This is a genomic window from Pseudoalteromonas sp. TB25 (genome assembly GCF_000497995.1).
GTDB lineage: Bacteria > Pseudomonadota > Gammaproteobacteria > Enterobacterales > Alteromonadaceae > Pseudoalteromonas > Pseudoalteromonas distincta.
The window spans coordinates 1-21,698 of sequence record NZ_AUTI01000295.1; the positions used below are offsets into that span (position 1 = coordinate 1).

At 39.7% G+C, this 21,698-nt stretch carries 23 protein-coding genes and 1 pseudogene; 13 read left to right on the plus strand and 11 right to left on the minus strand.

Going from position 1 to position 21,698, the window contains the following annotated elements:
- Positions 1-1,832, minus strand: a 1,832-nt coding sequence (locus L652_RS0110700; protein ID WP_024597590.1) for a DPP IV N-terminal domain-containing protein, incomplete at its 3' end; no start/stop codon positions are given.
- A 111-nt stretch (positions 1,833-1,943) separates the two neighbouring features.
- Here L652_RS0110700 and L652_RS0110705 point away from each other — a divergent pair.
- The gene (locus L652_RS0110705) at positions 1,944-2,348 is read left to right on the plus strand and encodes an HIT family protein (protein WP_024597591.1); all 405 of its coding nucleotides are present in this window, start codon (positions 1,944-1,946) and stop codon (positions 2,346-2,348) included.
- A gap of 35 nt (positions 2,349-2,383) precedes the next feature.
- On the opposite strand, the gene L652_RS0110710 is transcribed toward L652_RS0110705, so the two are convergent.
- Positions 2,384-4,084, minus strand: a complete 1,701-nt coding sequence (locus tag L652_RS0110710) for a hypothetical protein (RefSeq protein WP_024597592.1) — start codon at positions 4,082-4,084, stop codon at positions 2,384-2,386.
- A gap of 296 nt (positions 4,085-4,380) precedes the next feature.
- On the opposite strand from L652_RS0110710, the gene L652_RS0110715 reads away from it, so the two are divergent.
- Positions 4,381-5,220, plus strand: coding sequence for an HDOD domain-containing protein (locus L652_RS0110715; RefSeq protein ID WP_002961652.1), 840 nt, complete (start codon positions 4,381-4,383; stop codon positions 5,218-5,220).
- Positions 5,221-5,275: 55 nt separating this feature from the next.
- On the opposite strand, the gene L652_RS0110720 is transcribed toward L652_RS0110715, so the two are convergent.
- The gene (locus L652_RS0110720; protein ID WP_024597593.1) at positions 5,276-6,958 is read right to left on the minus strand and encodes an amidohydrolase; all 1,683 of its coding nucleotides are present in this window, start codon (positions 6,956-6,958) and stop codon (positions 5,276-5,278) included.
- 172 nt (positions 6,959-7,130) lie between these two features.
- On the opposite strand from L652_RS0110720, the gene L652_RS0110725 reads away from it, so the two are divergent.
- The 3 genes from L652_RS0110725 to L652_RS1000000125435 all read left to right on the plus strand — a co-directional run bounded on the left by L652_RS0110725 (position 7,131) and on the right by L652_RS1000000125435 (position 8,174).
- Positions 7,131-7,613 carry an energy transducer TonB gene (locus L652_RS0110725; RefSeq protein ID WP_024597594.1) on the plus strand — a complete coding sequence of 161 codons (483 nt, stop codon included), beginning with the start codon at positions 7,131-7,133 and terminating at the stop codon, positions 7,611-7,613.
- Between the two features lie 141 nt (positions 7,614-7,754).
- Positions 7,755-7,925, plus strand: a complete 171-nt coding sequence (locus tag L652_RS1000000125430; RefSeq protein ID WP_253947745.1) for a hypothetical protein — start codon at positions 7,755-7,757, stop codon at positions 7,923-7,925.
- An 18-nt stretch (positions 7,926-7,943) separates the two neighbouring features.
- Positions 7,944-8,174 (plus strand): energy transducer TonB, encoded by a 231-nt coding sequence (locus L652_RS1000000125435; protein WP_240915857.1) that lies wholly within the window; start codon positions 7,944-7,946, stop codon positions 8,172-8,174.
- 56 nt (positions 8,175-8,230) lie between these two features.
- On the opposite strand, the gene L652_RS0110735 is transcribed toward L652_RS1000000125435, so the two are convergent.
- The 4 genes from L652_RS0110735 to L652_RS0110750 form a co-directional block, all read right to left on the minus strand.
- Complete coding sequence (locus L652_RS0110735) at positions 8,231-8,467, minus strand: calcium-binding protein (RefSeq protein WP_024597595.1); 237 nt, start codon at positions 8,465-8,467, stop codon at positions 8,231-8,233.
- A 9-nt stretch (positions 8,468-8,476) separates the two neighbouring features.
- A complete protein-coding gene (locus L652_RS0110740; RefSeq protein ID WP_024597596.1) occupies positions 8,477-8,713 on the minus strand; it encodes a calcium dependent protein in 237 nt (78 codons plus the stop codon).
- A gap of 186 nt (positions 8,714-8,899) precedes the next feature.
- The gene (locus L652_RS0110745) at positions 8,900-9,127 is read right to left on the minus strand and encodes a hypothetical protein (RefSeq protein WP_024597597.1); all 228 of its coding nucleotides are present in this window, start codon (positions 9,125-9,127) and stop codon (positions 8,900-8,902) included.
- 24 nt (positions 9,128-9,151) lie between these two features.
- A complete protein-coding gene (locus L652_RS0110750; RefSeq protein ID WP_002961641.1) occupies positions 9,152-9,385 on the minus strand; it encodes an EF-hand domain-containing protein in 234 nt (77 codons plus the stop codon).
- A 330-nt stretch (positions 9,386-9,715) separates the two neighbouring features.
- Between L652_RS0110750 and L652_RS0110755 the strand changes: the two genes are divergently transcribed.
- From L652_RS0110755 to L652_RS0110770, 4 genes are read left to right on the plus strand one after another with little or no spacing between them, the layout of a single operon-like run.
- On the plus strand, positions 9,716-11,173 hold the full coding sequence (locus tag L652_RS0110755) for a HAMP domain-containing sensor histidine kinase (RefSeq protein WP_024597598.1): 1,458 nt from the start codon (positions 9,716-9,718) through the stop codon (positions 11,171-11,173).
- A 1-nt stretch (position 11,174) separates the two neighbouring features.
- Entirely contained in the window at positions 11,175-11,720 is a 546-nt protein-coding gene (locus tag L652_RS0110760) for a hypothetical protein (RefSeq protein ID WP_024597599.1), read from the plus strand.
- Between the two features lie 2 nt (positions 11,721-11,722).
- On the plus strand, positions 11,723-13,072 hold the full coding sequence (locus L652_RS0110765; RefSeq protein WP_024597600.1) for a sigma 54-interacting transcriptional regulator: 1,350 nt from the start codon (positions 11,723-11,725) through the stop codon (positions 13,070-13,072).
- An 8-nt stretch (positions 13,073-13,080) separates the two neighbouring features.
- Entirely contained in the window at positions 13,081-13,581 is a 501-nt protein-coding gene (locus L652_RS0110770; RefSeq protein WP_002961636.1) for a DUF1543 domain-containing protein, read from the plus strand.
- Between the two features lie 30 nt (positions 13,582-13,611).
- On the opposite strand, the gene L652_RS0110775 is transcribed toward L652_RS0110770, so the two are convergent.
- Positions 13,612-13,839, minus strand: coding sequence for a hypothetical protein (locus tag L652_RS0110775; protein ID WP_024597601.1), 228 nt, complete (start codon positions 13,837-13,839; stop codon positions 13,612-13,614).
- A gap of 132 nt (positions 13,840-13,971) precedes the next feature.
- Between L652_RS0110775 and L652_RS0110780 the strand changes: the two genes are divergently transcribed.
- Positions 13,972-15,222: a multifunctional CCA addition/repair protein gene (locus tag L652_RS0110780; protein ID WP_024597602.1), complete on the plus strand. Its 1,251-nt coding sequence runs from the start codon at positions 13,972-13,974 to the stop codon at positions 15,220-15,222.
- 5 nt (positions 15,223-15,227) lie between these two features.
- Here the strand turns inward: L652_RS0110780 and L652_RS1000000125130 are convergent, their stop codons facing one another.
- The 3 genes from L652_RS1000000125130 to pdsR all read right to left on the minus strand — a co-directional run bounded on the left by L652_RS1000000125130 (position 15,228) and on the right by pdsR (position 18,501).
- The gene (locus L652_RS1000000125130) at positions 15,228-15,392 is read right to left on the minus strand and encodes a hypothetical protein (protein WP_164487638.1); all 165 of its coding nucleotides are present in this window, start codon (positions 15,390-15,392) and stop codon (positions 15,228-15,230) included.
- 281 nt (positions 15,393-15,673) lie between these two features.
- Positions 15,674-17,812 (minus strand): proteobacterial dedicated sortase system histidine kinase, encoded by a 2,139-nt coding sequence (pdsS, locus tag L652_RS0110790; RefSeq protein ID WP_024597603.1) that lies wholly within the window; start codon positions 17,810-17,812, stop codon positions 15,674-15,676.
- Complete coding sequence (gene pdsR, locus L652_RS0110795; protein WP_024597604.1) at positions 17,812-18,501, minus strand: proteobacterial dedicated sortase system response regulator; 690 nt, start codon at positions 18,499-18,501, stop codon at positions 17,812-17,814. The genes pdsS and pdsR overlap by 1 nt, the downstream gene beginning before the upstream one ends.
- A gap of 204 nt (positions 18,502-18,705) precedes the next feature.
- Here pdsR and pdsO point away from each other — a divergent pair, with 204 nt between their 5' ends.
- The 3 genes and pseudogenes from pdsO to L652_RS0110815 form a co-directional block, all read left to right on the plus strand.
- A complete protein-coding gene (pdsO, locus tag L652_RS0110805; protein ID WP_024597605.1) occupies positions 18,706-19,437 on the plus strand; it encodes a sortase-associated OmpA-like protein PdsO in 732 nt (243 codons plus the stop codon).
- Positions 19,438-19,483: 46 nt separating this feature from the next.
- Positions 19,484-21,502, plus strand: coding sequence for a marine proteobacterial sortase target protein (locus L652_RS0110810; RefSeq protein WP_024597606.1), 2,019 nt, complete (start codon positions 19,484-19,486; stop codon positions 21,500-21,502).
- Positions 21,499-21,698 (plus strand): annotated as a pseudogene (locus tag L652_RS0110815) (class GN sortase); the annotation flags it as partial. The gene L652_RS0110810 and the pseudogene L652_RS0110815, both read left to right, overlap by 4 nt.

Below are 21,698 nucleotides of genomic sequence, written 5' to 3' on the forward strand. Positions count from 1 at the left end.
CCGCCGTAGCTGTGGCCATAAACACCGATGCGTTGTGGATCAACGTAATCAAGTGTACGTAAAAACTCTACGCCTTTAATTTGATCGGCAACTTCAACCACACCTAAATGTTTATAAATAGCATCTTCAAACTTTTTACCACGGTTGTACGAACCACGGTTATCCAGTTGAAAAATTACATAACCTTGTTGCGCCATGTACTGAAAGTACAAGTTTTTACTGCGCCAGCTATTCGTCACTCGTTGAGCATGCGGGCCGCCGTATACGTTAACAATAACAGGGTGCTTTTTGCCATCAGCAATGGCGCTAGGCTTAAATAAACGGTAATGCATAACTTGACCATCATCGGCTTTAATTGTGCCGTATTCTGGTTTTGTTAAGTCGCTTAAATAAGGAGTAAGGGGGTGGCTACTATCAAGCTTATTTTCTTCAAGCCAGGTAATAAATTCACCGTTTACTTTACGAAGTGCTGCTGAGTTTGGTTTATTATCAGAAGAGCTATTATCGATAAAGGTTTTGCTGTCCTTTGCTAGCACAACATTGTGGTACTGACCTTTTTCGGTAATACGTTTGGCATCGCCTTTTTTAAATAAAGGCGCGCTGTATAAATGGCTTTCAAGCGGTGTATCTTTTCGACCGGCAAAGTAAACAATGCCTTTTTTCTCATCAATACCTTTTAAGCTATCAACAGCCCAGTCACCTGAGGTAATTTGGCGAACAAGTTGACCGTTTGTACGATACAGATATAAATGTTTAAAGCCGTCGCGCTCAGATGCCCATACAAAGTGTTTTTTGTCTTTTAAAAACTCAAGATCAAAATGTAGGTTTATCCACGTTTCGCTATTTTCGGTCAGCGCTACTTTTTGGGCTTTAGTTTCGCTGTTATAAAAACGCAGTTCTAATTTATGTTGCGAGCGATTTTGCCATTGGTACGACAGTGTATTGCCGTCTTTTAGCCATTTAGCGCGTGCAATGTAAATGTCTTCATCTTTACCTAAATCAATCCAATCTACTTTTTGGTCGTTTAGCTTAACCACACCAAGTTGAATTTTAACATTATCGGTACCTGTAAACGGGTAGCGCTGGTTAAATAATTTAACTTCATCAGCGTAAATTTCGTTACGGATAGCTTCTTTTACAGGGGTTTCGTCAACGCGGGTATAGGCAATTTTAGTTTCATCACCTGACCACCAGTAACCTGTCATACGGCTCATTTCTTCTTGAGCAACAAATTCGGCCATGCCGTTTTTAATTACGCCGCCGCCATCTTTACTAAGCTGAATCTCTTTACCAGATTCAAGCTCTAAAGCGAATAGGTTTTGCTCTCGAATAAACGATACGTAGTTACCTTTAGGTGAAAAGCGTGCATCGGTTTCAAATGTTTCAGTGTCGGTTAGTTTTTTACTTTTAGCAGAGGCTAAATCGTAATAATAAAGGTCGCCATTGAGTGGGAATAAAAGTGCTTTGCCATCTTTAGACCATTTGTATTCAAGTATGCCTTTACCAAAAATACGTTGGCGTTCGCGGCGTGCTTTTTCTTCATCTGATAGGTTTTCTGGGCCTGAAAATAACTTTGCTGAATCAACTAGCACACGGTTGGTGTTATCTTTTAGATTGTATTCCCATAAATCGTAGCGGTTGTAGTCATCGCTTTTGCCTTGTAGGTAAGTTACACGGCTGCCGTCAGGCGAAAATTTAAGTTGTACAGGTGATTTACCAGAAAGGCTCGGATCGTCAAAAATTCGCTCCAGCGATAAAGGTTTTGCTTGAACACTAATAGCGCCAACCATTAACGGTATAGCTAGTGAGAGGTGTTTTATTTTTTTTAGCACAAGGTTGCCTTAGCTTATTATAAATATTGCTTTGATGGTAAAGCCAAGCGTGTGCAACTGCAACTAAATGCTATAAAGTGGCGATTATCAAAGACAAAGTAGGACATAGCAATGACTCACCCTGAATTTAAACTAGCGCCAGAACTTAAACGCGACTGTATAGAACTTGCCGATTGGCCGTTGTGTAAAGTACTTTTATTGAACGACAGCTTGTATCCGTGGTTTGTATTAGTGCCTAGGCAGGCTAACTTAAAAGAGATAATTGATTTATCTGAGGATGATCAAATTGTTTATTTAAAAGAGTCAGCCAAGCTAAGTAAATTATTAATGGATGTATTTAAACCTGATAAATTAAACATAGCGGCTTTAGGTAATATGGTGCCGCAATTGCATATTCATCATATTGCGCGTTTTACGAGTGATGCTGCATGGCCTGCGCCAATATGGGGTAAACACCCAGCAGTGCCTTATACAGATCTACAAATCACAGAGCTAAAAAAAGCGCTGCAGTTTTAAGCTGCAACGCTTTTTTAGGGTTTAACTAACTAAACTTATTTAAGCCCTAGTATTTCCTTACCTTGCTTAAATGTTACATCTACAGGGATATTAGCTTTACTTAGTTTTTCTAAGTCTTTAGCAAGTTCTTCTTTAATGTCGCCATGCGTTGCAATTAGTTGATCTACTTTTTCGTAATCGCCATCACCTTGCAGAGTTAAAATTAAGCGAGAAAGCTTAGCCATTGCAATGCTCATTTTTTCCATATTAACGCGGTATAAGCCTTTTTCATTTTTAGAAAAAGCACCTTCTTGAGCAAAAAAGTTAAAGCGGATCATATTTGCTTTACCATGCGCGCTTGATGCTCCAAAACGAACTGAGCGGAATATACCTGCCATGAAGGTCGTGTAATAATCTTCAATAGTGCCTTCAGTAATTTCGCCTTTTTTAAGTAACTGTTCAATCATGTATAGACCTAAAATATCGGCTTTACCTTCTTCAAGGGCACTTGCGTGTTCTTGTAGTGATTGACGAACAGTACCTTTACCTGTGATTGTATTTTTAATACCTAAACCGTGAGCCACTTCATGGAACATCGTATTGGCAAAAAATGCATCAAAAGTAATGTGTTTACGCTGCTCTGGTACAATTAACTGCTCTGAAATTGGCACTAAAATTTTATCAAATTTAGCACGCATTGCGTTTTTAAGTTGCAGACGACGAGTTCCTTTTTCTAGCTGTACTTGCTCATCGTTTGGTAAGTTAATTGCTATTGTTTTACTACCTGCGTTTGAATGCCCAGCGTAGTAAACAACATCATATGCATTTAGGTCGGCGTCAGAGCCTGGTACTTCTTGTTTGTACTTAGCATCTACAGGTAAGCCTTTTTGAAGTTCAGGTAAAAATGCTGCAAACTTAGCTAAGCGTTCGCTCCATTTTAAATCTTTAATAAGTACGTAAGATTCATAAGCTGCGCGGTAACCAAATAATTGATCTTCATAAGTTTCAATTGGACCAATAACCACATCTACTGGGTTATTTTTCATATCCATCCAAGCAAAGTCAGATACTTGAAAGTCATCTTTTTGTAGAGCATCGGCACGCAAGTTTAGATAGTTAGCAAATTCTTTATCGTCAGCAAGTTTGCTTGCTTCACGTAAAATATCAGCGGCTTTTGCAAGCTCATCAGCGTATTCTTTTGAATAAGGCACGCTGTAAAGCTTACCTTGCTCATCACGCTTAATTACAGAATAAAGCCCTGTTTTATCTTCAACGTCTGCATTGTTTAACTCTTCTTTGGTTATATCAGCAGGGTAAAACTGTGCGCCAAGAGGTTTTTCTTTATAGCTGGATAAAAATGCTTCATCACCATTTAAACGATCCCATGGACCATAGTTAATATCAGCAAATTTACGTACTTTTTCATCGTTTAGTTTTGCTAAAAAAGCATCTTTATTTTCACCAAATGCTTGCTTCCAAAATAACTCATCCATTATTTTTGAAGCGTCAATAAGCTTTGCAACCATTGCTCGTTGATTATCGCTTAAGTGCGATAAATCACTTTGTAAGCTAAAGTCGGTGTAAATATCTAAACGTTGTTTATCTGCATTAATAAGTTTAGGGCCTGACTGTGCACTGCTTTTTTGAGCAAGCTCTACGGCTGTGTTGTCGGTAGAAGACGGCGCTTGTTCAGAACATGCGCTAAGAAAAACAACACCAGAGAGCATAATTGCTTGGCTAATTTTATTTAAGATCATTATATTGCCTGTTAAAAAGTAAGTTTAATAATTTGTACTGCTTTAGTTAAAATATTAAGTATGTACAAACGCTTCCTTATTGTGAGTGCATTAAAGCAAAACTAAATGGTAAATAGCAAGTATTTGGCGTTGTAAGGCAAGCATGAGCGGTAAAGCATTATAAATAAAAATAAACTTCTATAATTTTCTTAACTTTATCGGTAAGTTAGACAATACTAATTATATTACTAATACGAAAATTAACTGCCTGAGTTTGCAGTTACTTTACAGGCTGAACACAAAAGGATGGCAGCTTTATGTCTACAGAAAACGCTTTATTAACGATTCTAGTCGATAGAATAAATAACGATACGTTGGTTTTACCAACGCTACCTGAAGTAGCGATTAAGGTTCGCCAAGCTGCAGATAACCCAGATGTGAATTTAATCCAAATGTCAGATGTAATCTCACAAGATCCAGCGCTTTCAGCTCGTATGATAAAAGTAGCTAATAGTGCGATTATGGGACGTTCTGTAAAAGTATCTAATTTACAACAAGCAGTGACTCGTATTGGATTACGTCAAATTAAAAACATTGCTACAGCTATGGCTATGGAACAATTATTTGTATCAAATAATGAGCTAATTAAAGGCTACATGGGTAAGGCATGGCAAAAAACATTAACCGTTGCTAGCCATTCAATATCACTCATGGAGTTTTATTTAAAAAATAGTAAGCACACGTCACTAAACCGCGATTCTATTACACTCGCCGCACTTGTTTATAATATTGGTGTATTACCAATTTTAACTGAAGCTGAGCGCCACCCAGAGGTATTTGCTAATCCAAGCTTTTTGGCTCATGCAATTCAAAAGCTGAGTGGAAAAATTGGCTCATCTATTATGCAAGCGTGGGAATTCCCTAAAGAGTTTGTTGATGTAGCTCAGAGCTGGGCTGACCCAAGTTACAAACCTGAAAAAGTAAGTTACGTGGATTTTATTCGAGTAGGGGCTATTTTAGAGGGCACGTTACAAGTTTCTGATAAGTCGGCAGCGCTGCAAACGTATATAGACAAAGGCGTTATACCGTCTATGCAGCTATTCACAAGTGATGAGTACAACGACATGCTAAAAGATGTGAAAAACATGTTTAGCTAAAAGTGCCTTCCTACACAACCAAAAAGGGTTAACTTGCGTTAACCCTTTTTTAGTTTTATTTTTCGGTGGTATTTTCTGTCTTAGTTTTTTCGTATCGCTTTATTCCTGCTACCCACGTTTGCAGTACGTTTGTTTTGTATATCTCGTCAACAGGCACTTTAAAGTAGTCTTTATCAATTAAAATAAAGTCGGCCCATTTACCTTTTTCTAAACTACCCACCTTAAATTCTTGATGAGCTGCATAGGCGCCACCAAGCGTAAATGCACGTAATGCATCTTCGCGGCTTAGTACTTCACTTGCGCGCCAGCCGTTTTCCGGTAGTTTGTTATGGTCCATGCGTGTAATTGCTGAATACAAACCATCAAATGGATTTGCAAGCTCTACAGGGTAATCAGAGCCCGCAGCAACAACCGAACCTTGCTGTAAAAATGTTTGCCACGCGTAGGCGCCGCTTAGTTGTTTTTCAGTTAAACGCTGCTCTGCCATATGCATATCTGAAGTGGCATGCACTGGCTGCATTGAAGGGATTATTTTTAACGCTTTAAAGCGAGGGATATCATCAGGGGTTACAATTTGGGCGTGCTCTATTCGGTTTCGTAGTAATATACCGCCCGTTTTTTTAAATACATTTTGATAGGCATCAAGTACTACTTTATTTGCTTTGTCGCCAATGGCGTGAGTATTTGCGCTAAAGCCGCTTTTAAAGCTTTGTGTAAAGAGTGCTTCGAGTTTCTCTTGTGTTTCAAGCATTAAACCATGGTGACCAGGTCTGTCTGCATATTCTTCAATAAGTGCTGCACCACGAGAGCCCAATGCGCCATCGGCGTAAACTTTAACACTGCGAATTTCCATAAAGTCATTTTTGTCGTGGTATCGGCCTGCCTTTAACATTGTGTCTAAATCAGGGCTTGCACCACTTAACATTGCCACAATACGTAGCGGTAAATTACCAAGGTCGCCGCGCTCTTTATAAACCTCCCATGTGGTTTTATCAATACCTGCATCGTGAGTAGAGGTAATGCCTAAACTTAATAAATGTTTACCTGCTGCATCAAGTGAGTCACTTATATCTTGTTTTGAAGGGGCTGGCATATGCTGGGTAATTAGCGATTCTGCTTTGTCTACAAAAATACCCGTAGGATTGCCAAATTCGTCTTTAATTATCTCACCGCCTTCAGGTGCTTTTGTTTGGGCGGTAATACCTGCAAGTTCGAGCGCTTTTGAATTAACCCAAATGGCGTGGCTATCAACTCGAGAAAGCACCACAGGTCGATCGTTAACTACTTTGTCTAAATCTTTAGCAGTAGGAAAGCGTGTATCAGCCCAAAGCTCTTGGTTCCAACCTCGCCCTATAATCCAACCTTGTTTGTTATCGGCAAATACTTTTAGTTTATTCGTTGCTTCATCAACCGATTCTGCACCGCGTACATCAAGTTGCGATAAATTATCGCCAAGGCCAATAACGTGCCCATGAGCATCAATTAAGCCTGGTAATAAGGTATTACCGTGCGCGTCAATTAGCTTGGCATCTGGGTAGCTATCTTTAAGTGTATCGCTACCTAGTTTTACTACCTTGCCATTTTTAATAACGAGGGTAGTAAACTGCTGTACTTCACCTTGGTATAAAGGGGTATAACCATTGGCGTTATAAATTACTTTTGTTTGTGCAATAGTGTAACTAGAACTAGCGCAAAGGCTGGCTAGTATGAGTGGTTTGATTATTTTTTTGAGCGACATGGTTACTTAATTTTTATTGTTAATTTACTTACATTAACAAACTTGATTTTATAATACCAATGAATTGATAGGCCTCATTATAAGGTTTTTCTCTTTACTAACTGTTTACAAAATAGGTAATTGATGTGATTATTTAGTATGTAAAACAATCAATAAAGCACAAGGAAACGCTATGAAAGCCCTCTATTTATTACTCCCATTAACTTCATTACTTGCGGCATGTGGAGCAACACCTACGACAGAGGAAACTGTTGAAAAGCTAGATTATATAGATTTATCAAGTGTTGAGCTGCGCGATAGGGTGAAAGACTATTGGAATATTTTAACAAGAACAGAACCACAATATCCAATAGCTGCTGCAAAAAAGGGTCTTGCAGGTTGTGTAGAACTCATGACTATCATTAATTCTGAGGGTAGGGCGCAAGGATATAAAGTAACCTCCTCATATCCTAAAGGGTTATTTGATGAAGCCGCAGCTCAATCTTTAAGTACATGGGCCTGGTTGCCTACTAACGTAAATGTAGCTAAACAGCCTGTTCTTACTCATATTAGAATTGATTTCACTATTGACTCAAAACCAGTAGGTGAAAAATATTTAAAGAATTGTCCGGCTGGCGAAGCATTTCAAATAACGGGAGAAAGAAGAAAGTCATAAGATTTTAAGTGGAGTATTTATATATCTCACTTTGGTGGTGCGTTTGCATAACAGGTAATTGATGCAACTACTTAAAAAATTATTTATAACGAATTAATAAGGGAATGCTATGAAAGCTCTCTATTTATTACTCCCTTGAGCATGATGCTGACAGCCTGTAGCTCAATGTCTGATAAACAAGTAAACGATGAAATGCCGAGTTTTATTGATTTATCAAGTCCTGAACTGCGAAGTAAGGTAGGTGAATACTGGGATGTTGCTAAAAGAGTTGAGCCGCGATGTCAGATAGAAGCTGCAAAGAAAAGTATTTAAGGCTGTGTTGAGTTTGCTATGTTAATTAATTCACAAGGTGAAGTCCAAGGGTATAAGGTTGTCTCGTCTTACCCTGAGGGCGTGTTTGATATTGATGCGGCAGCTGCTGTGGGTTTATGGCGCTGGAAACCGACAGTTGAAAATACGAGTAAGCAACCGATTCTAACTTATCTCAAAATGGATTTTATGGTGAGCCCAAAACCTACTGATGCAGAGTACTTAGCGCATTGTTCTAAAAATAAAGTCTGAACGTAATTAATAGTATAAATATAATAAGCTAGGTGTTTGTGTACCTAGCTATAAGACTACTTACTTGCATATAAACTGTATTCACTTAGCGTTAGCTTGCCGTCTTTGTCTTGATCATAGCTTGAAAATCGAGACCACAAAGCGGGGTCTACAGCGGTTTCTGAACGTGTTAAAAAACCATCCTGGTTTCTATCAAGTTTTTCAAATTGCTCTGCAACATTGTTGCTTGCAGCAAAGCCTAATGTGCTAAAAATACTAAACGCAAAAAGCGCTATATAGCTTGTTTTTTCCATGAAAAATACTCAGTAGAGGTTATTGGTAAGGTAATTTTTAAATTCGATTAACGAAATTTGGTTATCTTGGTTTTTGTCCCATTTTATAAATGTGTTTAATAGTTGTGGTTGGGGATCAAGTTCGTCATGCGTTAAATAGCCACTTTTGTCGCTATCGAGGTGATCAAAGCGTTGCTTTACATCAAGTGCAGCGGCATCAAAGCTTAATAGCATTAAGATGCTTATAGTAAGGGGAAGTATCTTCATGGTGTTCCTTCCAAAAGATGTATTTAAAGTTTGTGGCTAAAATAAAGTGAAAAGGAAAAAGCACTTGCCGTAATTTAACTCCCAACATTAAATCCTTTTACACACTCCCTCAGGGATTATGGCAAATGCTTTTAATTCCAGTTTACCTATAACAAGCTTAAGTAAAGCTTAATCAGTAATTACTCATTAAGGTTTAAAGCTTTCAAATTCTTTTTTTGAGACCTTTTCATCACCGTCTTCATCTAAGTCGGCAAATTGTCTCATTACTTCCTTATCTTCCTTTGCTTCTGCAATTGATATTTGTCCGTCCATGTCTTTATCTAAGTGGGCAAAACGCACATTTGTTGGCGATGCAATTACGGTGGCACTAATTGCTAAAAACATTAATGAAAAAGCGGCTATAAGTTGTTTCATAATCACGTTCCTTATTAAATGAGTTTATTGAATAAATTTTTTGAATTCATCTAGCGACAATTGCCCATCTTGATTAGTATCAATTTGAGAAAAATTCTCGTGTAACACAGCATCTTCACCTGCTTCGGCTTCACTTAATGTGCCGTTACTGTCTTTATCAAGTTCGTTAAAAGTCGCGTGAACGTCCATTGCGTGTGCATTAGCGCCTAAAAAGCCTAAAGCCAGTAATGATGAAATTACTAAAATGCGTTTGTTCATAATTATTTCCTTATTGATTAAAGTTATTACTCCTATTACAAAAATGGTGCCAATAATAATTGTTGTTATTTTTCAATTGGTTATTGTTTTAGCTTTAAGCCAGTGAGAAGTTTTTACTGGGTTTATTGTAATTTTTGTGCGCCTTTTGCAACACTATTTAATGGGGTTAAAAGGGAGTTTATTAAAATCAACGAGTTACGTTGTCTCTATTTGGCGACACATTGTTTTGTAGTGCTGGCAGTTAATCGTATTAAATATAATTGCTGGTTCAGCTAGTGTATAAGGTAAGCACTTAATAATAGAACGCTTAACTTAAAAGGACTAAACGAAATGCCAGCAACCATAGCTAAAAAATACCAAGCAATGCTTAACTGGCGGCCTAATTTAATTGGGCAATTTGCAATGAGTATGCTGCTTTCGTTACTGCCGCTTTCTATAGTGGTGATCGTATTTTTAAATGCGCTTAATAAGCAATTAGCGGTTACTCAAAGTATTGTGAGTAGCAACTACCAAGTTACCAAATCGTTTAACACTTTAAAGCAAGAACTCAACAGTCTTGAACGCGCCACTAGACAAAACTGGGTATTAAAAAGTGAATCGCTAGATAAGCTTATTGTTGATAAATGGCAATCATCCCTACAAAGCATTGATGAACTCAAATTTGTAAACACGAATAAAGAGTATATCAACCAATGGCAACGCTTATATACCACCTTACAAACCGCGCATGTAGAGCTTGTTGAGAAAAAACAACAGCAAGCTGAGCTATTTGTGCCAGTGAGCGATTTAGTTGCTGAGCTTACTTTATGGTTACGTGATAAAAACGAAGCGCAAATTACCAATAACCAAAAAGAGCTTACAAGCCTGCAAGCGTCATTTATAAATTGGCTGGTGGCACTTATTCCACTGACTTTAATTGTTGGGGGAGGCTTTTTATGGCGTATAAGTGGGCGACTAAAAGGGTTAACTACGGTTATTGATAAGCTTGGGCAGGGGCATTGGCAGCAAAAAATATCTGTGAAAGGTTCAGCTGAGCTTGTTGAGCTAGGAGAAAAGCTCCAATGGGTACAAGAGCAACTTCATATGCTTGAGCAGCAAAAAGATACTTTTTTACGCCATGTAACTCATGAGCTAAAAACGCCGCTTGCTTCAATGGTTGAAGGCACTGACTTATTAACTGATGAAATAGTAGGCCCAATTACCGCTGAGCAAAAAGCAGTGCTTGAGCTTATTAGCCAATCTATGGTGCGCCTTCGCACAATGATTGACAGTTTGCTGAGTTATAATGCGATTCGCACCAGTAAAGACAGCTTAAGCGAAGTTGAATTTAGTCTTCTTATTAATAAAATTAATAGCCATTTTGAGCATCGCTTAACTGCGCGTGAGCAAGCTCTGCAGTGGCAAAATACTTTACCTAACAAACCGCTTGCTTTACCTAGTGAGCTTATTGAGATGATTTTAATTCAGCTTATTTCAAATGGCTTAAAATTTTCAGAGGATAAGCAAAGCGTTACTATTAATTTAGCGCTTGAGCAAAACCAGCTTTGTATCGTTGTACTTGATAAAGGGTGCGGTATTAAAGAGCAAGAAAAAACTCAAATTTTCAGCGCATTTTATCAAGGTAAACACAGTAAAAATGTTACGCTGCAAGGCAGTGGACTGGGTTTAACTATTGTAAAAGAGTCTGTTGAACAGCTAAGAGGTACACTTAGTGTTGAGCATAACGAGCCACATGGTTGCCGGTTTTCAATTAAAATTCCCATAACAAAAAATCTAGGAGTTAATTAACATGCGCTTGCGTTTAATCGCTATTTTATGTGTGCTCAGTAGCAGCATGGTTATATCAGGTTGTGAAATTAATAATGGGCAAGAAGAGCGTGTGTCAATTACACCTGCACCTGTGGTCGATACAAAAAAAACGACCGACAAAAACAGTAATCCTAGTCCAAAACCTAGACCAAAAATTGAACCAAGCTATCCTCCTGCAGAGCAAGTTATTGCATGGCACGCTAATCAGTGTGGTGGATTTAAATTGATACCTAGCAAAGATGTTTTTACAGGCGAAAACGAGCTTAAACGCTTTTTTAAGTTCATGTGCTTAAACATAAATGATGATCCAAATACGGTAATGACTAAGTTGCTAAAGCTCGATCTTGCTTACTTTTGGCCTGATGACATAAAGCAATATTTATGGCTTCAAAAGCAGCAAGTAACTATGCAAATAAATGCTAAAAAAGAGCAACAAGCACTTAATAATAAAATGCAAGAAACCCTCTCATCGTTAGCAACGATTGAGCAGCAACTTTTACTACGAGAAGAAACGAAGGAGCAGTAACGATGGCCGCAACTAAAGTACAAGGTGCAAAAGTATTACTCGTAGACGACGACGCTAGCTTATTAAAACTGCTCGCTATTCGTATCGAATCAAAAGGATACGAAGTGACAACCTGCGAAAGCGGCTTAACCGCACTACAAATACTTAAAAGCCAAGTGTTTGATGCCGTAATAACCGACTTACGCATGGATGAAATGGATGGTATGGCACTGCATCGTCAGCTGCAAAGCCGCTACCCTGCATTACCTGTTATTATGATGACAGCGCACGGCTCAATTCCTGATGCAGTAGAGGCAACTAAACAGGGCATTTTTGCATTCATAACTAAACCAGTGGATAAAGATGAGCTATTTGACAGCCTTGCTAAAGCGATAGAAATTCATGGTGTTAACGCCGATGAAGCTGCACCTAAAAGTAATATAGTTACGCGCAGTGGTGCAATGCTGCACTTGTTAGAGCAAGTAAAACTACTTGGGCCAACGCAAGTTAATGTACTTATTTCGGGGGCTAGTGGTACTGGTAAAGAATTACTCGCACAGGCGATTCACCAGCATAGCCATGTAAGCGGTGGCCCTTTTGTTGCAATTAACTGCGGCGCTGTACCAGGGGAGCTTTTAGAGTCCGAATTATTTGGTCATAAAAAAGGCTCGTTTACGGGTGCAATTAAAGATCACCAAGGTTTGTTTCAACAAGCACAGGGTGGCACGTTATTTTTAGACGAAATTGGCGATATGCCGCTTAACTTACAGGTTAAGTTACTGCGCGTATTACAAGAAAAAACAATTCGCCCAGTAGGTTTTCAAGAAGAGATAGCAATTGATGTACGCATAGTGTCGGCAACACATAAAAATCTTCCTGAAGCTATTTTAAACCAGCAATTTAGAGAAGATTTATACTATCGCTTAAACGTAGTTAATTTAAAATTACCGCCACTGTGTGAGCGCCGCGAAGATATAAGCTTATTAGCACAGCATTTTAGTGCAAGCATTGCTAAGCGCATGAACCAAACTGAAAAACACTTTGCAAGCGATGCTATGCATGCACTTGTGCGTTACGATTGGCCAGGTAATATCCGCCAATTACAAAACGTAGTAGAGCAGGTTGTAGCATTAACGCCAAGCGATGTTATTTCAGAGCATTTAGTGTTAGCTGCGCTAAATAGTAACGAAACAAACGTAGAACCATTATCACTAAACGACGCTAAAAAAGAGTTTGAGCGCGACTATGTAATTAACACTTTAAAAATGGCAGGTGGTAACGTAGCAGAAGGCGCTAAGCTTGCCAAGCGCAACCGCTCAGATTTTTATAAGTTGATTAAAAAGCATAATATTGATGTTGATAATTTAGGTTAAGGAAAAGCATGCAGTTATTTATGGTGTATTTAGGTGGCCGGATTCAAGGTTGCCACATTGAAATGCATGATATTCGTTTTGTAGTAGGGGAGAATATAGAGCAAACCTACTCAAAGTTAAAAAGCCAATGGGTAGGCGACAGAAGTAGTGTTCACATGGATAGCTACATGGCAATTAATCATATTGATGGCTTTAAAGTAGAAGTTGTTGATAGCTATGTGGAGCAAAATAAACAACTCTATTTTGTAAATTTAGGCGCTTACAGAAGTGATTCCATGGCTGAGCAACATGACTTTGCACTGTATGTTGCAAGCAGTAGCCATGAAGCTAAAGAGCGCGCTAAAAACGATTTGCTCGCAGGGCTTAGTCATATTCATAAAGATGATTTACATGATGTGGACGATTGCTTTGCCATTGATTTACTCGACAGCCAGCTAAACATTAAGCTCACGCCAAGCGGTATATCGCAGCCGATAAAGCCAGACTGGTTTGGCTATCACATACTTTAAATTATAATAAGTAGCTAAAACAGAGTAGGATTAAGAGTCCTGCTCGTTTTGCTCATCTTTTTCGCTTTTAGCCGCCATTTTAAACGCCACAATAACCAACCCAAACATAGCAAACGGCAGTGCTGCCAACATGTATTCAACCACATTACTGTCTTGAAAATTTGCTTGTAGTAAAAAGTGACCCGCCACACACATTAAAATAACCACTAATAAAATGGGTAGTAACATGAGTTCTTTTTTTGATGAATGGCTTTTCATTAATTATGAGGCTATAGCTAAAAATAATGCGCCATTGTAATGAGCTTACTTAAGCTTGGCAAATACCGCAGAATTTTTTAATTAATGATATGATTAGCGTCAAACAATTGGGCAAGTGTTATTGGGAATAAAGTGAAAAGTAACTTAAAACAAGTTTACCTCGTTGGCGGTGCAGTGCGCGACAAACTGCTAAATATAAAATCAAAAGATAACGACTATGTAGTGATTGGGGAAACACCAAAAACGATGGAATCGCTTGGTTTTGTGCCAATAGGTAGTGACTTTCCGGTTTACTTACACCCAAAAACAAAAGAAGAATATGCACTAGGGCGCACAGAGCGTAAAAGTGGCAAAGGCTATACAGGCTTTGTGGTTGATGCCAGCCCAACCGTTACGCTAGAAGAAGATTTAGCAAGGCGTGATTTGACCATAAATTCAATGGCGCTTGATGAACACGGTAATATTATTGACCCGTTTAATGGCCAAACTGACTTACAAAATAAAACACTGCGCCACACCACTGAGGCATTTGTAGAAGACCCTGTTCGAGTACTGCGTATTGCCCGTTTTTTAGCGCGCTATGGCAGTGATTGGCGTATTCACCCAAGTACCTATGCATTAATGCGCGAGCTTAAAAATAAAGGTGAGCTAAATCATTTAGTATCTGAGCGCGTGTGGCTTGAAACTGAAAAAGCACTGGGTGAAAAGCACCCTGAGCTTTATTTTGAAGCACTGCAAGGTTTAGGTATTTTTCCAGAACTTGAGCGCATGGTTAATGTACCGCAACCGGCAAACCATCATCCTGAAGGGGATGTATTTGTTCATACTATGTTGGTACTTAGGCGTGCAGCTGATTTAAATTTTAACTTAGAAGCACGTTTTGCTGCACTTACCCATGATTTTGGAAAAGCGCTTAGTTTTAAAAAGCATGGAAACCTACGAGGGCACGAACGCGAAGGCGTTGCAGTTATTGAGGCGTTTTGTGAGCGCTTAAAAGTGCCTAACCGTTTTCGTGATGTTGGCGTACTCACCAGTGATAATCACACCCTTTGCCATACAATTGATCAGTTAAGGCCGCAAACCATTCACAAGCTAATAGTGACTAACTTAAATGCGTTGGTACACCCAGAACGTTTTATAGCGTTTACCCAAGCATGCCAATGTGATGCACAAGGGCGTGGTGAAACACTGGTCGATAAGCCATACCCGCAAGCAGCTAAGCTGCGAGCAATTCATACTGAACTGCAAAAAATGGATAAGAAACAAGTAGTGCAAGATGCACTTAAAAATGGCAAAAAAGGCCCTGAAATAGGCGAAGAAGTAAAACTTGCAGAAATAAACTGCATTAAAGCATTTTTAGAACATGAGAAGTCCCAAGCGTAATAAAATTAGACTAAGTAGTGCGATACACCTTGGTTTTTAGTCGCGTCGTGCTTTCTTAGCTCTTTGTAATTGGTGCTTTTTGGTTTTATCTCTTCAGGCTCAGGTTTTTTAGAGGGCCTGTATAAGTCAAAAATAAAGTCTAGTTCTTCACGCTCTAGTGATGGTTTCATGAGTATTCCTTCAATTCAATACTTTAATATGATGTAGGGTATGGTCATTCGACTGAATAAAAAGTGAATAGTTACATTTGAAGTTGTACTAAATTGTAACCGGCGGGTTTTAAGGGATGAGAGGGGTTTATTTGTTAATTTATATAGAGTTAAGATAAATTAAAGTAACTCTTTTTAACTAAAAATATACAGCTGAATTTAATTTATTGCGTACTTACTATTTGCATATAATGCTGTGGCTATAAATATAACGGTACAAATATAACGGTATAAATACAGCCTTAACCATTAACTAACGGCAGTGTTACGGTAAATACTACACCATCACCTTGTTCGTTGTTTTGCGCGGTTACACTGCCTTTATGGTAGTCGCACACCAGCCTTACAATATAAAGCCCTAATCCCAAATGTGGCTGTTGCTGCATTTGCTGGCTACGTACCGACACCATTGAATCAAAAATATGCTCAGTTAACCCTTCAGGTAAAGCGGGACCAGTATTACTCACAGTTAATGTTGCTTTATTTTCGCTCTGCTTAAGGCCTACATTAATAGCCGTATTGGCTTCACTAAACTCCAGCGCGTTATTAATAAGTTTATCAAGCAGCTGAGCTATAAACTCCGGAGCACCTTGCATAGGTAATTTGTTTTGGCATACATCAAGCGTAAATAACTGGTTTGGGTAAGTAAGCTGATAGCCTTGCATGCAGCCATTTATTACTTTTTGTAAATCAAAAGGTTCAGGTTCGTTGCTTTGAATGCTTTGCTCAAGGCGAGTGGCTTCGCTCATGGTGGTTATTATTTTACCTAAGCGTTCAACGCCTTCACTGGCGCGGTCAAGGTATTTTTGACTCAGCTCGTTTTGTGGCAAGCTTTGTAAGTTCTCGAGTGACGAGCGCACTACGGCAACCGGCGTGCGCAGCTCATGCGATAACCGCGACGACATATTTTCTAAGTAATCGGTATAGCCACCAAGTCGGCTCACAATGTTTGAAAAACTACGAGAAAGATCCCCAATTTCATCGTTAGCATCGCTGTAATTAATACTGCCGGTAACACGCCCTTGTGCATCAATCGCTTGCTCAGCAGTATCGCGCAGTCGCCTAATTCGGTTCGATATACGTGAGGCAAAAAAGAACAAGGTGACAGTACCAATTAGCATCACAGCTAAAATAACGTTAAAGAGTTTTTCGAGCGATTTGTTACGCAGCGTACGTACGCCGTTTGTGGTTTCCTCTGCTATTACCGCGCCAATTACTTGGTCTTGAATCCAAATAGGGTAAGCGGCCGATAAAATAACGGCTTTACTGTCGGGTGTTAATCGCCAAGACGATGCAGGTTGTCCTTTTAATGCTTTCGCTAAATGTGTGCCCTGCATAGAAGCTACATCGTGCAGGGTATCTAAAAACTCATTTTCGGGGCGCGTTAATATTTTATAGTAAATTGGGTGTAAGTAATTTTGCTCAAAGCGCTGCCACCAAGTTTCAGGTGCTTTGTTAGCAAGTCCATCAGCCCATACGCCATCTGCATTTTGAATAGTACCCGATTGCGCAAGTACACGATGATGGTTATCAACCACCCAAATGCGGCTACCACTGTGGCCCATACCTTTTAAAATACGGCTAATTTCTGGGGAAGGGACTAATACCGAGCCTAAATCGTTTGGGTTATTTAAGTTTGAGGTCGACATTATTTTAGGCTCTAGCAATGCCTCTTTACTATCAATGTCAACAATAGCAAAGCCAAGTTTGTTGCCCAGCATGCTAATAGGAAAGCGCAGCTCTACGTTATAACCTGATTCGGTACTTTCAAAATAGCCCTGGATTTTAGTAAAAGGGGCTTTGGTTTTTGCATCAAACGCATTAACCCAGCCGTTTTGGCGTGGCGCAATAATGTAAGTGTTAAACTGGCCGTCAGGCGTTTTTAGGCCAATTTGTAAATAATCGTTATTAGTAATGCTTAAGCTATTTTTAGCGCGATAAATAAGGGTATTGTCGGTGACTTTAAATACGGCGTATAAGTAGTTATCAAACTTTCCCACCATATGATCAAACGATAAGTCACTGGCTTGATGTTTGTTATCTGTTTTTTGTAAGTAGCGCTTGTCGTAATGCCAAAATAGCGGTTGGTAGTTGTCCCAATCGTTAAGTTTACCGTCGAGCTGAATAGGATTTTTAAGATTATAAGCGTATAAATCGCGGCCTTTTACTACTTGGTCTAAAAAGTTGGTTTGCTCGTCAAATAATGCGGGGCGCTCATGTAGTGCAGTAGCAAGTGCGCGAGTAGTGCCTACGAGGGTTTTTTCTTGGCCTTGGCGTAAAAACTTTTCCATTTCCCATACGTACTCGTAGCCAAGCCACGGCAGCAAAAACAAAAAACATGAAAGTAATATAAATTTACTGCGCAGACCAAATCGTAGCATTAGTGTTGTTCCCACCGATAGCCCATGCCATACACGGTATCTATGCAATCAAAGGCGCTGTCGAGTGCTATAAACTTTTTACGAATACGTTTTACGTGTGAAGTAATAGTGCTGTCGTCTACATAAATTTTTGCATCGCTCATTAAATCGTTACGGCTTTTAACATGGCCTGGTCGCTGGGCGAGTGAATGCAGCATCCAAAATTCGGTTACGGTTAAATCAACTAATTGTTGCTGCCAAAATACCTGCATACGTTGCGTGTCGAGCGTTAACTGCCCGCGTGTTATGAGGGCGTTTGCATCAGCGGGTTGTTCAAGTGCTTCCATTCGGCGAAATAGCGCACCAATACGTGCAGCCAAGTGAGCCAAGCTTATGTCTTTTGTTAGGTAGTCGTCGGCGCCCATGCGCAGGCCGCATACAGTATCTATTTCGCTATCGCGGGCGGTTAAAAAAATAATAGGCAGTGTTTTAGAAAGCGAACGCAATGTTTGGCACAGTAAAAAACCACCATCTATTTCATGGCCTAGGCCAATATCAACAATGGCTAAATCGGGCAGGGCGTTTTTAAATGCAGCTTCAGCGCTGGCGCGATTTTCAAAGCCACTGACTTGGTAGCCCTGTGCGCTCAGCATTTCTATGTAGTTTTCGCGGATTGCGGGTTCATCTTCAACGATGGCTATTTTTTTCATCTTAATCATTATCCTATCGGCTCTGTTGTGCACTATATCGAAGTTTTTAAGCTAAGTACGCTTAAAAAGGCAATTGCCATTTTTTTGCCACAATTGCTCAGCAGTTTGCCATTTTTGATCCCCTTTGTTGCCACTTGAGCTTGTTTTAATAGGTCCATCAAAACAAAACATCACAAATTAAAAAGTAAGTTTAAGGATCAAATCATGAAGAAGACATTAATTGCGTTAACACTCGTTGCTATTTTTTGTACTCCAGCAATTGCCTCAACATCTAACACGCCATCAAAAGAAGCCCATAAAGAAACGGCTATTGGTTTAGGTGCAGGCGCTATTATTGGCGGCGTAGTAGGCGGGCCAATAGGTGCGTTTATTGGGGCATTTGCCGGTGGTTTAATAGGTGATTCAAAAGTAGCTGATAACAAAATTGCAGAGCAAGAGCGTGCAATTACGGTTATGAAAGAAAAAACCAGCGATTACCAACACGTGCTTAACCACAATAATATGTTAGAGCAACAGCTAGAAGTGCTTGCCAATCAAAATGAGCAGTTAACTCAAGTTCAAATTAATAACTTATTGGCGATGACGGTGCAATTTAAAACAGGTTCAAGTGTTATTGCCCCGCATTTTGCGCTGCAGTTAGACCAACTGGTTACCTTGTTAAACAACCAACCACAACTCGCACTTGATTTAAGTGGCTTTGCCGATCAACGAGGCGATGAGCAAGCCAACCTTTTACTTTCCAAAGCACGTGTAAATGCCGTGCAAAGCTATTTAATAAAACACGGCGTGAGCCATAAACGCTTAAGCACGCAGGCATTTGGCGAGCAGCAAACATTGGCTAACAGTAACACGGTGGAAGATAACTTTTTTGATAGACGCGTAACGCTTACCACTCGCTCAATGAACTCAGTAAATGGCCAAACGGCGAGTAACTAAATCTAACTGAATCTAAGTAAAACAAAGCGTTCGATGGAGTGATTTTATGTTGAGTAAACCGACCAAAATGCTTACTAAAGTAAGCATTTTTATATTCATAGCGATTGTGCTGTTAGCGAGCTTCAAAAGCCATGCGCAATCACCCAAGTTAGAGCTTTTTGATAGCAATGGTGCGCCAGCAGGCCCAGCAATAATATTAAAAAGCGACGCCAATATGACCTTAACCGGCCTAATTAATCATGTTGTAGTTACGCAAACTTATCAAAACGAAAACCCGTTTGCGGTTAATGCGCGCTACGTTTTTCCATTGCCTGATGAAAGCGCCGTACATGCCATGACTATGCGTATAGGTGAGCGAGTCATTAAAGGCCAAATTGATAAAAAGGTAGAGGCCGAAAAAAAATACGAGGAGGCTAAAAAAGCAGGTAAGCAAGCGGCCCTTGTGCGCCAGCAACGCGCCAATATGTTTATTACGAATGTGGCAAATATTGGCCCTGGTGAGCAAGTAATTATTGAGCTTGAGTATCAAGAAATAATTGATTACAGCAGCGGCACATTTGCTATTAGATTTCCTACTACCATTACACCGCGTTATCACGCGATTAGTGGTGAAGTTGAGGTGAGTACTCAGAACCAAACGCACTTTAACTCGCTCCCAACGGGATGGTTAAGCCCTGTTTACAGTATTAAAAGCAGTAATCAAAATGATAACGTACCAAGCAGCCAATTTAGCTTAAACATAGATATAGACGTAGGCTTAGAGCTGGTGGATATCAATTCTAAATTTCACAATGTTGATGTGCAAAACACCGCGTTTGGACAATATAAAATAGCGTTAAATGAGACAAATGCAGTTAATCGCGACTTTGTACTTGAGTTTAAACCGCTGCAAAAAGAGCAAGCTCAAGCCGCATTTTTTACTCAGCAGTTTGAAAATGGTGACCGATACGGGCTTGCTATGCTAATGCCACCAGGGGATCATTTCACACAAACACAGCGCTTACCTCGTGAAATGGTATTTGTAGTTGATACGTCAGGCTCTATGCATGGGCAATCTATGGAGCAAGCTAAAAAAGCGTTGTTTTATGCACTTTCATTACTTGATAGCGACGACAGCTTTAACATTATTGGTTTTGACAACATAGTAACTCCAATGAGCGATAAACCACTTATAGCCAGTGACTTTAATTTACGCCGTGCAGAGCGATTTATTTATAGCCTAGAGGCCGACGGTGGCACTGAAATACAAGGTGCGCTTAATGCCGTACTTGATGGTAGCGAGTTTGGTGGTTTTGTGCGCCAAGTTGTATTTTTAACTGATGGCAGCGTAAGTAATGAAGATGCATTATTTAAAAATATTCAAAGTAAATTAGGCGATAGCCGCTTATTTACAGTGGGTATTGGCAGCGCACCGAATAGCTTTTTTATGCGCCGAGCGGCAGATATAGGTAAAGGCTCATTTACGTTTATAGGCAGCACAAGCGAGGTGCAACCTAAAATGCAGCAGTTGTTTGATAAGCTTGCACATCCGGCTATTACTAATTTGGGGCTAAGCGATGAAAGCGGTAACAGCTTAGATTTTTGGCCGCCACCACTACCTGATTTATATTTTGGTGAGCCTATCATGGTCGCCATAAAACTTAATAATGCTAAAAATGTGGTACTTGCTGGGCAAACAGCACAAGGTCCTTTAAGTATTAAATTAAGTACACAAAATAGCTCAAGCGCTCAAGGTATAGCAAAACTGTGGGCGCGCCAAAAAATCAAGTCATTACTTTTATACAACGAGCAAAATACAGTTAAAGATGAAGTACAGGAGCTTGCGCTTACTCATCAATTACTTAGCCCGTTTACTGCTTTTATAGCGATTGAACAAACTCAAATAAAAGAAGTGGCAGAGCAAACGGCGCAAGCTACTAATGCAGTACCACAAGGTATGGCAATGCGTTTACCGCAAACCGATGGGCAAAGCAGGTTACATATATTACTAGGCTGTATTTTATTATTGGGATTTAGCGCCCTTAAAATAAACCGATCATTTAAGTTAAGCAGGGCACGTAAATGAAAAAGTGGCTAAGCGCGGGTTTACTAATAGCTGGGCTTGGATTATTTGGTCACGGCGCTTATATGCAGGCAAAAGCGTGGCTTGCTCAAGTATTAATTGAGCAAGCATGGCAAGAGGCGCTTAAATCACCCGGCATTAAAGTAAAACCGTGGTATTACGCCGACAGCTACGTGACTGCAAAGCTTGATTGGCCAAG

Excerpts from the sequence above, each read along its gene's own strand:
- L652_RS0110725 (WP_024597594.1), top strand. The coding sequence starts at position 7,131 with ATGAAAGCCCTCTATTTATTACTCCCATTAACTTCATTACTTGCGGCA.
- L652_RS0110720 (WP_024597593.1), bottom strand. The coding sequence starts at position 6,958 with ATGTCGCTCAAAAAAATAATCAAACCACTCATACTAGCCAGCCTTTGC.
- L652_RS0110755 (WP_024597598.1), top strand. The coding sequence starts at position 9,716 with ATGCCAGCAACCATAGCTAAAAAATACCAAGCAATGCTTAACTGGCGG.
- L652_RS0110770 (WP_002961636.1), top strand. The coding sequence starts at position 13,081 with ATGCAGTTATTTATGGTGTATTTAGGTGGCCGGATTCAAGGTTGCCAC.
- L652_RS1000000125435 (WP_240915857.1), top strand. The coding sequence starts at position 7,944 with ATGTTAATTAATTCACAAGGTGAAGTCCAAGGGTATAAGGTTGTCTCG.
- L652_RS0110775 (WP_024597601.1), bottom strand. The coding sequence starts at position 13,839 with ATGAAAAGCCATTCATCAAAAAAAGAACTCATGTTACTACCCATTTTA.
- L652_RS1000000125430 (WP_253947745.1), top strand. The coding sequence starts at position 7,755 with ATGATGCTGACAGCCTGTAGCTCAATGTCTGATAAACAAGTAAACGAT.
- L652_RS0110745 (WP_024597597.1), bottom strand. The coding sequence starts at position 9,127 with ATGAAACAACTTATAGCCGCTTTTTCATTAATGTTTTTAGCAATTAGT.
- L652_RS0110750 (WP_002961641.1), bottom strand. The coding sequence starts at position 9,385 with ATGAACAAACGCATTTTAGTAATTTCATCATTACTGGCTTTAGGCTTT.
- L652_RS0110735 (WP_024597595.1), bottom strand. The coding sequence starts at position 8,467 with ATGGAAAAAACAAGCTATATAGCGCTTTTTGCGTTTAGTATTTTTAGC.
- L652_RS0110810 (WP_024597606.1), top strand. The coding sequence starts at position 19,484 with ATGTTGAGTAAACCGACCAAAATGCTTACTAAAGTAAGCATTTTTATA.
- L652_RS0110710 (WP_024597592.1), bottom strand. The coding sequence starts at position 4,084 with ATGATCTTAAATAAAATTAGCCAAGCAATTATGCTCTCTGGTGTTGTT.
- L652_RS0110740 (WP_024597596.1), bottom strand. The coding sequence starts at position 8,713 with ATGAAGATACTTCCCCTTACTATAAGCATCTTAATGCTATTAAGCTTT.
- L652_RS0110765 (WP_024597600.1), top strand. The coding sequence starts at position 11,723 with ATGGCCGCAACTAAAGTACAAGGTGCAAAAGTATTACTCGTAGACGAC.
- L652_RS1000000125130 (WP_164487638.1), bottom strand. The coding sequence starts at position 15,392 with ATGAAACCATCACTAGAGCGTGAAGAACTAGACTTTATTTTTGACTTA.
- pdsO (WP_024597605.1), top strand. The coding sequence starts at position 18,706 with ATGAAGAAGACATTAATTGCGTTAACACTCGTTGCTATTTTTTGTACT.
- L652_RS0110715 (WP_002961652.1), top strand. The coding sequence starts at position 4,381 with ATGTCTACAGAAAACGCTTTATTAACGATTCTAGTCGATAGAATAAAT.
- L652_RS0110760 (WP_024597599.1), top strand. The coding sequence starts at position 11,175 with ATGCGCTTGCGTTTAATCGCTATTTTATGTGTGCTCAGTAGCAGCATG.
- pdsS (WP_024597603.1), bottom strand. The coding sequence starts at position 17,812 with ATGCTACGATTTGGTCTGCGCAGTAAATTTATATTACTTTCATGTTTT.
- L652_RS0110705 (WP_024597591.1), top strand. The coding sequence starts at position 1,944 with ATGACTCACCCTGAATTTAAACTAGCGCCAGAACTTAAACGCGACTGT.
- pdsR (WP_024597604.1), bottom strand. The coding sequence starts at position 18,501 with ATGAAAAAAATAGCCATCGTTGAAGATGAACCCGCAATCCGCGAAAAC.